The organism is Halobacillus sp. BBL2006, from assembly GCF_000786645.1.
Lineage (GTDB): Bacteria > Bacillota > Bacilli > Bacillales > Halobacillaceae > Halobacillus.
In genome coordinates this window covers 1-7287 of record NZ_JRNX01000041.1, presented here as the reverse complement: position 1 = coordinate 7287, position 7287 = coordinate 1, and the positions used below count along the sequence as shown (strand labels likewise).

Here is a 7287-nt window from a genome sequence, read left to right as displayed (position 1 = left end):
AGATCAGCGCTACAGCGTAGAAAATATCTATGATGTGTTTATGATCGTACAAATAATCGTGACGATCGCTGCTGTTTATTTGATCAGTATTCAAAATAAAAAAATGTGGGTGGCCGGCGCGGTACTGATCGTTCTCATCAACGCAGGCATGATGAATGCTTACCAGTACGATAAGCTCTACACGGCTGGAAATATAAAAGACTCGACCAAAGAGTATATTTTGAGTGATGCCTATGATTCCAAACAACAAACTAAGCTCTTAGAAGCTATTGAAACACGTGACCAAAGTTCTTTCTACCGCGTGGAATGGAAAGGTATGGATGATAAGAACAACATCCCGCTCATTCAGGACTTCAACGGGACAAGTGTCTATTCCAGCATTTTAAATAAGAATATTTTGTTTTGGTATTATCATAGCTTGGAAATCGATATGAAAAGAGAGAGCATCAGCCGCTATTCAGGCTTCGGAGATCGTGCAAATTTGTATAGCCTTTTACGCGGTAATTATCTGATGGTTCACAAAGACCAAAATAGGAATCTTCCTTACGGTTTTGATCCTTATATCTCTGAAGGCGCCTACAAAGTGTATCGCAATACCAACACACTTCCTTTCGTACGCACAACAAGCAAAGTGTACAGTGAATTCGCTTTAGAGGACGCTTCTATGGTTGGAAGGGAGCATGCCATGCTGCAAGGGATCGTTTTAGAAAGCCCAGATTCAGTAACGGCTGCCCTTGAGCCGCTTCCTAACCTCATGGATCAAGTAGACATAAAAAGTGTTCGCTCTACCTATAAGGACGGGCAGTTACAAGTCGAGGAAAAAACGGGAGGGATTGACCTGAACCTTAATTCTATCCCAGAAGAAACCGAGGATCTATATGTATCCTTTTACTTAAAAAACAAAGTGAAGGAAGCCTCCTGGTTCCCTCTGCACGTCAATGACTTTAAAACCTCGAGGAAATCCAGGGAATCCTTTTACCGAACTGGGATCAATGATATCACCATCCGAGTTCCAAAAAACGAGAAGATATCAATCAGGGTACCTAAGGGGAGCTATGAACTGAAGGAACTTGAGCTTTATTCTGAAGACTATCAAACTCTTGAGAAAGCGGCAGAAGCGACTCCGCAGTCTGCAGAAGTTAACGTGGACGGGAATAAGGTCGATATACAATTGAATAACGAAAAGAGTGACCGTTATTTGACCATCCCTGTCCCTTATGAAAAAGGCTGGCATGTAGAAGTGAACGGAGAGCAAAAAGAGGTTCTGAAAGCCAATTATGCTTTTCTTGGTGTAGAACTGGAAGAAGGAAAAAATGAGATTTCCTTCACCTATCGTCCGCCTTACTTTTCGATAGTGGCCGTCGTTTCCCTCCTCTCCTTGATGATTTCTATCGTATGGCTTGTAAAACGGAGGAAAAAATAACATTTTAAAAACCCCTACGGATGATTGTTCCCATCCATAGGGGTTCTTTTATTGCTCATGATAAGTTTTGACTCCAATCAATCGTTGCTTCACCTTCTAAGAAGCGCTCAGAGTCCATCGCTGCCATACAACCTGTACCCGCAGCAGTAATTGCCTGACGGTATTTCTGGTCCTGGACATCTCCACATGCAAAGATACCAGGTATATTCGTATTCGTCGTTCCAGGTTCAACAAGGATGTAGCCTTTTTCATCCATATTGATCTTCCCTTGGAGGAACTCCGTATTCGGGTTATGTCCAATCGCTACGAAAATTCCGTCGGTTTCAATAACTTCTTCGACTTCCGTATCATTATCCTTCACCTTAAGGCCGGTGATTTTCATTCCATCAGAAATCATCTCAACAGGAGTTTTATTCAATGCCCAAGTAATCTTGTCATTTCCTTTTGCACGGTCTTGCATGATCTTAGATGCCCTCAACTCGTGACGACGGTGGATAACTTGAACCTCATTTGCGAATTTAGTAAGAAAGTTCGCTTCTTCCATAGCCGAATCGCCTCCACCGACGATCAGGACTTTTTTCCCTCTGAAAAAGAAGCCATCACATGTCGCACATGTGCTCACGCCTCTTCCCATATTTTCTTTTTCTCCCGGGATTTCAAGCATCTTGGCAGAAGCCCCTGTAGAAATAATCAGCGTCTGTGTTTCTAATTCTCCTAGACCATCTACGTTCAATTTGAACGGGCGTTGATCGACATTCACCTCTGTAACCCATCCCCGTTTAAAGGTCGCCCCGAACCGCTCTGCCTGCTTTTTCATATTGTCCATCAGCTCTGGCCCCATGATTCCATCAGGAAATCCAGGGAAGTTCTCTACCTCAGTCGTCAATGTCAACTGTCCCCCTGGCTCCGGCCCTTCAATCACAAGTGGCTCCATATTCGCCCGTGCCAAATATACAGCTGCTGTAAGTCCAGCTGGACCCGTGCCTAAAATAATTGATTGATACGTCATGAATGATCCTCCTATTCCAATAAGTATTTCTATTCTTGTTATAGTCTCTTGCTCGTGTGGTCATTCGTTCAAAAGGTGAATGTTCTTTATTATTTATACTACCCGGTTCATCGGCCTATGTAACAACCACTCCGTTTCTCCTTAAGGACAAACAACCACGCTTTTTTTATCTTTACACATATAGTAATTCTATATGAGCACTTCTTTTATTTAATTTCTTTAAGCATTTTTAAGGGGAGGAGTAAGATCTTATGTACAGAAGGCGGGGTTTCTGCGTATTCCCAGGTTATAAGTACTGTGGCCCTGGGTGCAGCGGGCCGGGGGAACCCGTAAATGCGGTTGATGCTGCTTGTAAGCAGCATGACGAATGCTACCGGTACTACAGGAATTATTGCGAGTGTGACTTAGCGTTTATTCAACAATTGGAACGCCTGCAGAATCCTTACACCGTTGAAGGACGTCATGCCAGGATGATGTACAACTATATGAGGTTTCAGCGATTGTTTACGTGTTCTTTCTAAGCTTGAGTTGGAATAAAGTCATTGATCTTTTTATTCCAACTCCTGATTCCTTATTTATACATCAAGCGAATCTGTTCTAAATCTTCAATCAGTTGATTGATTTCTGTTTGTGATAAGGGGACAAGCAATTGATCGTTCATCGTTAGAACTTGTCCATCCGCTTCGTCTTTATGATTGTACAAATAATGATAGAGTTGATTGACTTGATTCGAATTTAGCGTCGATAAAGTAGAAATGTGCTTCACCTGTTGTAAGATGAATTCTTCTGCCTGACTATCGTATTCTCCAGAGATGATGCTGCCTTTCCAACCCATACCCTTTCCTCCTCTTTTCCATAGCTTCCCCACAAAAGAGAGGATCTATTTACTCATACAGCAACATGATTTTTCATGCACTCGATTGAGATTTCAACCATTCATCTTCCACACGATCCATAAACTCATGGACAACCTTGCTGTTATCTTTTTTCCTCGAAGTTTCATAAGAGCCCTCACAACAAAGTTGGTCCCTTTATTGTATGCAGCATAAATAAAAAATAAAGACTGCCCGGCACGATCCCTAGCATCTATAGTTATGGCACATACCTCCTTCGCATAAAACTTGATAAGCGTGCTAATTGAACTCCCTTCCAAAGAGAAGAGTATTGAACCTTGTTTTCATACCAAAATCAAAGAAAGCTTGAGTCTAAGTAAGACTCAAGCTTTTTAGAAGATTATTCTACAGTAACACTTTTCGCAAGGTTACGTGGTTTATCTACATCACAGTCACGGTGAAGAGCCGCATAGTAAGAGATCAACTGTAACGGTAAAACAGATACTAGTGGCGTTAGTAGATCATGCACGTGTGGAATGACGAAAGCATCGCCAGCTTTGTCTAAACCTTTCATACTGATAATCATACTGTTGGCACCACGGGCTTCAACTTCTTGTACGTTACCACGAATTGAATAGTTGACGTTTGCTTGTGTCGCAAGTGCAATGACAGGTGTTCCGTCTTCAATCAGTGCGATTGTTCCGTGTTTCAGCTCTCCTCCAGCGAAACCTTCTGCCTGGATGTAAGAGATTTCTTTCAGTTTAAGAGATCCTTCAAGACCAACATAGTAATCGATGCCGCGACCGATGAAGAAGCAGTTGCGAGTTGTCGGCAAGTATTCACGTGCCAAGTCTTCAAGCTGCTCTTTCTGATCAGTCAGAGCTTCCATAGCATTCGCTACGATACCAAGCTCCTGCATAGGATCGAAATCAAGTTCGATACCTTTAGCACGTGCTGTATCAACCGCTAAGATAGCAAGGACAGCCATTTGAGCTGTATAGGCTTTTGTAGAAGCCACGGCGATCTCAGGGCCGGCATGTAAGTGCATTGTATAATCCGCTTCTCGGGAAAGGGTGGATCCTGGCACGTTCGTTATCGTCAGTGCTGGATGACCAAGTTCTTTTGTTTGGACAAGGACAGAACGACTATCGGCTGTTTCGCCACTTTGAGAAATGTATACGAATAATGGCTTTTCTGAAAGAAGTGGCATGTTATAGGAAAACTCACTAGCAACATGGACTTCAACTGGGATGTTCGCCAACTTTTCGATAAATTGTTTTCCTAGAAGTCCTGCGTGATAACTTGTTCCCGCTGCAATAATATAAATGCGGTCACAGTCTTTCATCGCTTGACGAATTTCAGGGTCCAATTTAATGTCGTCGTTCTCATTTTGATATTCTTGAATGATTCGACGGATAACGAAAGGCTGCTCATCGATTTCTTTCAGCATGAAGTGAGGATACGTTCCTTTTTCAATATCTGAAGTGTCGATTTCAGCTGTGAATGGTTCGCGAGAGATGGTAGTACCTTCTACATCTTGAATTTCAACACCATCACGACGTACGATAACCGTTTCTTTATCCATCAGCTCTAAGAACTGATCTGTTACGTGGAGCGCTGCCATAGAGTCACTAGCTACGACGTTGAAGTCATCGCCAAGACCTACGAGTAGAGGGCTCTTGTTTTTCGCAACATAGATCGTGTCTTCGTTTTCACGGTCAATCAAAGCAATTGCATAGGAACCAGTCAACAGTTGAACAGCTTTACGGAAAGCAGCCGCTACATCGTTCATTTCGTTGTTCAATACTTCGATCAGTTGAACAATGATTTCTGTATCTGTTTCACTTTGCAGTTCAACGTCTGCAAGGTATTCATCACGAACATCCACATAGTTTTCGATAACACCGTTATGGACAATTGTGAAGCGCTCTGACTTACTTTGGTGCGGGTGTGCATTATCTCTGCTTGGAGCACCATGTGTCGCCCAGCGCGTATGACCGATTCCCAGTGTTGCTTTGACATTTTCATCTACGGCTTCTCTTAAAGTGGCGATACGTCCTTTCACTTTAAATACATCAACACCGTCATCATTCAGTGTTGCAATTCCCGCAGAGTCATAACCGCGATATTCTAGTTTCTCTAGTCCATTAAGCAAAATCTCTTTCGTATCTTCCTGTCCGATATATCCTACTATTCCACACATAATTGTTGTCCTCCTCAATCTTCTGAAGAAGGGCAACGAAAAGGCATTTGAAAACTAGGGGCTTTTCGTCGCCCCTCTCCCGTCGACAAATTGTTTTATTGGTCACTTTATTCAAATGATTTGGACAAAGAGTCGCCTCTTTGGTTTACATTTGAACCTGCGGTTGAAGTGTGACAACCGGGAGGCATCCGCCGAACGCTCGATGAACCTCCACCTCGTCAACTGTGCTTTTCACCAAACACAGCCCTGGCGCTTTATTATAAAATTGAACTTCTATCCTCCTTGCTTTCCTTGAATAAAAGTTCTCTACGTCATTTACCGAAATCGTTAATGAGTAAACGTATCCCGACAAATTTTCAAGAACATCTCCCATTTTACCTGACAATCATTTCAACGGTCAATCAAAATTATTACTCGTTAATGAAATGTAAGCGTGTTGTAATATAGTATGCGCAGGGTGCAGCCTGGTGCACCCTGCGCTTTTATTTATCTATTCGTTTTCCATTCCCAGTTCTTCTACGACAACTTGTACGACTTTATCGACGTAAGTCTCGCACTGCTCTTCTGTAGGAGCCTCTACCATGATACGCACAAGGGGCTCCGTGCCGGATGGGCGGACAAGAACACGGCCGCTGTCTCCCATTTCCTCTTCTACGGACTGGATAGTTTCCTGGATACGAGGATGAGTTTGTACTCTGTTTTTATCAATCACCCGTACATTTTTCAATACTTGAGGGAATTTCTCCATTTCGCTTGCAAGCTCTGATAACGGCTTGCCTGTTTCTTTCATGACATTTACAAGTTGAAGAGCTGAAAGCAGCCCATCTCCTGTTGTATTGTGATCAAGGAAGATAATATGACCAGACTGTTCACCGCCCAGATTATAACCGCCACGACGCATTTCCTCCATCACATAACGGTCTCCTACAGCTGTCTTATCACTCTTCATGCCATTCTCTACTACGGCTTTATAAAACCCGAGGTTACTCATAACCGTAGACACAACAGTGGAATGATTCAATGTTCCGTGTTCGTTCATATGTTTCGCACATATGTACATAATGAAATCCCCGTCAACGATGTTTCCTTTTTCATCAACAGCAATCAGACGATCTCCGTCTCCGTCAAAAGCAAGCCCAATATCCGCACCTTTTTCCTTCACAAGGTTTTGTAATAGTTCTGGATGCGTAGAACCTACTCCATCATTGATGTTTAAACCATCTGGGGAAGAGCCGATAGAAGAAATATCAGCTTCCAAATCTGCAAACAGATGGGACGCTAACGATGACGTCGCACCATGTGCACAGTCAAGCGCAATGTGTAAGCCATCGAAATCGTAATCCACCGTTTGTTTCAGATACTGAAGATATTTTTGACCACCTTCGAAGTAATCATTGATCTGACCTAAATCAGAGCCTGATGGACGTGGCAGTGTATCTTCTTCCGCATCAATCAGTGCTTCAATTTCTTGTTCCTGAGCGTCTGTCAGTTTAAATCCGTCAGGTCCAAAGAACTTGATTCCATTATCTTCAACTGGATTGTGAGAAGCAGAAATCATAATTCCCGCTTCTGCTTGTAGAGCTTTCGTTAAAAATGCGACTCCTGGTGTAGAAATGACGCCGAGACGCATCACCTCGGCACCAATGGAAAGAAGCCCGGCAGCCAGAGCCCCTTCCAACATTTCACCTGAGATCCGCGTGTCACGTCCAATTAATATCTTTGGTCGTTGAACCTCTTTCGTTAAAACATACCCACCATAACGTCCTAATTTAAAAGCGAGTTCTGGTGTTAATTCCTTATTCGCTACACCCCGGACACC

At 43.0% G+C, this 7287-nt stretch carries 6 protein-coding genes; 2 read left to right on the top strand and 4 right to left on the bottom strand.

Features of this window, described 5'->3' with window-relative positions; translation table 11 throughout:
- Nucleotides 1–1423: YfhO family protein (locus LD39_RS01725; RefSeq protein WP_035542230.1), on the top strand; the 1423-nt coding region annotated here is incomplete at its 5' end.
- A 55-nt stretch (nucleotides 1424–1478) separates the two neighbouring features.
- Here the strand turns inward: LD39_RS01725 and trxB are convergent.
- Complete coding sequence (gene trxB / locus LD39_RS01720) at nucleotides 1479–2432, bottom strand: thioredoxin-disulfide reductase (RefSeq protein WP_035542228.1); 954 nt, start codon at nucleotides 2430–2432, stop codon at nucleotides 1479–1481.
- Between the two features lie 251 nt (nucleotides 2433–2683).
- On the opposite strand from trxB, the gene LD39_RS21910 reads away from it, so the two are divergent.
- Nucleotides 2684–2953, top strand: coding sequence for a phospholipase (locus LD39_RS21910; RefSeq protein WP_081988218.1), 270 nt, complete (start codon nucleotides 2684–2686; stop codon nucleotides 2951–2953).
- A 50-nt stretch (nucleotides 2954–3003) separates the two neighbouring features.
- Here LD39_RS21910 and LD39_RS01715 read toward each other — a convergent pair whose 3' ends face one another.
- The 3 genes from LD39_RS01715 to glmM all read right to left on the bottom strand — a co-directional run.
- Nucleotides 3004–3267, bottom strand: coding sequence for a hypothetical protein (locus tag LD39_RS01715; protein WP_035542225.1), 264 nt, complete (start codon nucleotides 3265–3267; stop codon nucleotides 3004–3006).
- 398 nt (nucleotides 3268–3665) lie between these two features.
- Nucleotides 3666–5468 carry a glutamine--fructose-6-phosphate transaminase (isomerizing) gene (gene glmS, locus LD39_RS01710; protein ID WP_035542223.1) on the bottom strand — a complete coding sequence of 601 codons (1803 nt, stop codon included), beginning with the start codon at nucleotides 5466–5468 and terminating at the stop codon, nucleotides 3666–3668.
- Between the two features lie 490 nt (nucleotides 5469–5958).
- On the bottom strand, nucleotides 5959–7287 hold a 1329-nt coding region (gene glmM, locus LD39_RS01705), incomplete at its 5' end, for a phosphoglucosamine mutase (protein ID WP_035542221.1).

Bases quoted from the DNA above. Each gene is read 5' to 3' on its own strand.
- trxB (WP_035542228.1), bottom strand. From the start codon at position 2,432: ATGACGTATCAATCAATTATTTTAGGCACGGGTCCAGCTGGACTTACA.
- LD39_RS21910 (WP_081988218.1), top strand. From the start codon at position 2,684: ATGTACAGAAGGCGGGGTTTCTGCGTATTCCCAGGTTATAAGTACTGT.
- LD39_RS01715 (WP_035542225.1), bottom strand. From the start codon at position 3,267: ATGGGTTGGAAAGGCAGCATCATCTCTGGAGAATACGATAGTCAGGCA.
- glmS (WP_035542223.1), bottom strand. From the start codon at position 5,468: ATGTGTGGAATAGTAGGATATATCGGACAGGAAGATACGAAAGAGATT.